Genomic DNA, 2280 nt, shown 5'->3' on the forward strand with positions numbered 1-2280 from the left:
CGTCACCGACCTCACCGCGGCGACCGCCTACGACTACCGCATCACTCCGCAGAACAGCATCGGCAGCGGCCTGCCGGCGATGCTCAGCGGCGTCAGCACGGCAGCGGCGCCGGCGATGCGTGCCAGCAGCGACACCATCAGGGCCAGCAGCGGCACCGTCCGCGCGAGCGCGGCCTAGGAGAACCGGACGTGGTCAAGGCCCTTGTGAACCGCGGCGGCTCCGCGAACGACGTCACCGCCGATACGCTCTACGCCGCTTTCGGAAAGCTGAACGACAACACCGACGAACTCTACACGAAGGCGTCGGACCTCCAGGCCGCTGTGACCGCATTGCAGGCGGCGGTGGGGTCCATCGACTTCGAGGCCAAGGCGCTGGTCGATGCCGCGACCATCGCCACCGCGATCACCGCACGCGACGGGCAGTACAGCGCCTCCATTTCCGGCACGCGGCTGCTTGGCCTGCCGACCGGCGCCTCGCCCGGCGGGCGCTACGTCTGGCGCCTTGCGCTAACCGGCACGACCACGCTGACCTTCGCCAGCGGCTTCGTGTTCTCGTCCGCCTTCACGCCGGCCACGGCAGCAGGCGACGTGATCGTCCTCGACGTGGTGTACGACGGACTGTTCTTCCTCGTGCAGAATGCCCGCAACTACCTCGGCCTGCTGTCGAGCGCGCTCCCGTCGATCACGTTCAGCCAGACGCTTGCCAACGCCGTGTCCGGCGCCGTGTCGGCTGGCACGACGGTGGGAACGCTGTCGGCCAAATCCGGAAGTGCCACGCGCACCTTCACCTCGCGCAACGATGCGCTGGTGCTGGACGCCGACGGCGTGACCATCAAGACCGGCAACGCGTCCTCGCCCAGCTACACCGCCTGGGGCACGGCGGACGGCATGGTCACGGACACCCCCACCAGCGGGACCGGCGCGGCCGTCACCTATCCGATCAACCTGACCACGAACCCGGCGGCCGGGCTGCGCATGGCCGCGCTGCGGTGCGGCCTCAACGACAGCACCAACGCCACCTGGAAATCCGTGAAGTGGGGCTACGGCCTCGGCAACAGCGGCATCAGCATCCCGGCCGGCACGCTCCAGACCACCGCGAACGGCGGCTTCTCGCTCGGCTTCTGGTTCAAGCCGCCGAGCGCGCAGGCCTACTCGTTCTTCCACGACGCGGTCGGCGGCGCGCAGGTGAACCCCGGTAGCGACGGCGGCGTGTACATCCACTACCAGCCGTCCACCGGCTACCAGGGCATCGGCTACGCGGCCGGCACGTTCCCGACCGATGGCGCGCTGCACTACGCCATGGTCAACGTCACCGCGAGTGCCTTCAAGATCTACATCGACGGCGTCTTGAAGGTGAACGCGGCGCTGAACCTCGACAAGCTCGGGCAGAACCCGCTCTACATCGGCAAGCGCAGCGGCGACACCACCAGCATCGACATCTCCGAGGTCTCGCTCTGGGCCACGCAGCGCGCCGCCACCACGCCCACCGCCGCGCTGACGGGCGGCGAGACGGGCATCACCACACTCTGGCCGCTCGACAACGGTCTCTATGGCTGGACGCCGATGACGGCGCCGCCGCAGATCATGCGCCGCGTGACGCCCGTGATCGGCCAGCGCATCGACCTGTCGGACGTGAAGTACGTCCGCAAGGATCGGTTCACGGCGGTGCCGAACTGGCGCCACCAGTCGGGCTGGCCGCCGCGCACCGTGCACGCCAATGGGATGCTGGACAGCACGAGCAACCTGTTCTGCCACGGCTACGTGACCGGCTCCTGGGACCCGAGCGACATGCGCGTGTCGGGCAAGACGCCGGCGGCGTGGGCCGGCGGCAGCAGCTATGTGCCGCCCGCCGAGGCGTGGCCCTCCGTCGCGCGCCTGCACACCGAGGGCTGCGCGATCCCGAACTGGTCCACGATGCAGTACCTCGAAGGCGGGCCGCTCATCACGCTCGGCACGGATGCCACCATGCCGGGCGGGTTCCTCAAGATGACGCCCAGGCTGATGACCGCGAACGAGGCCGCGTGCCTGCCGGCGGCGATGATGTCGGCTTCCGACGCGCCGAAGTACCTCGGGCCGGCCTTCAACACCTTCCCCTACGGCATCCGCTACGGGCTGCACGCGACCCGCATGCGAGCGCCGAACATCGGTCCCGGCTGGCCCGCGTTCTGGCACCTCTCTGACTTCCAGGACAGCGTCAATGAGATCGACACGAACGACAAATTCGGCCTGGACTACCGCACGTCGAACCAGGGCTTCATCTATCGCCACACGGATGGCAGC

At 68.8% G+C, this 2280-nt stretch carries 1 protein-coding gene; it reads left to right on the forward strand.

What is annotated here, in order from left to right:
* Positions 1-189: 189 nt before the first annotated feature.
* Positions 190-2280: LamG domain-containing protein (locus M0638_RS29195; protein WP_248670229.1), on the forward strand; the 2091-nt coding region annotated here is incomplete at its 3' end.

Origin of the sequence: Roseomonas acroporae (genome assembly GCF_023223525.1) — a bacterium.
Classification (GTDB): Bacteria; Pseudomonadota; Alphaproteobacteria; order Acetobacterales; family Acetobacteraceae; genus Roseomonas_E; species Roseomonas_E acroporae.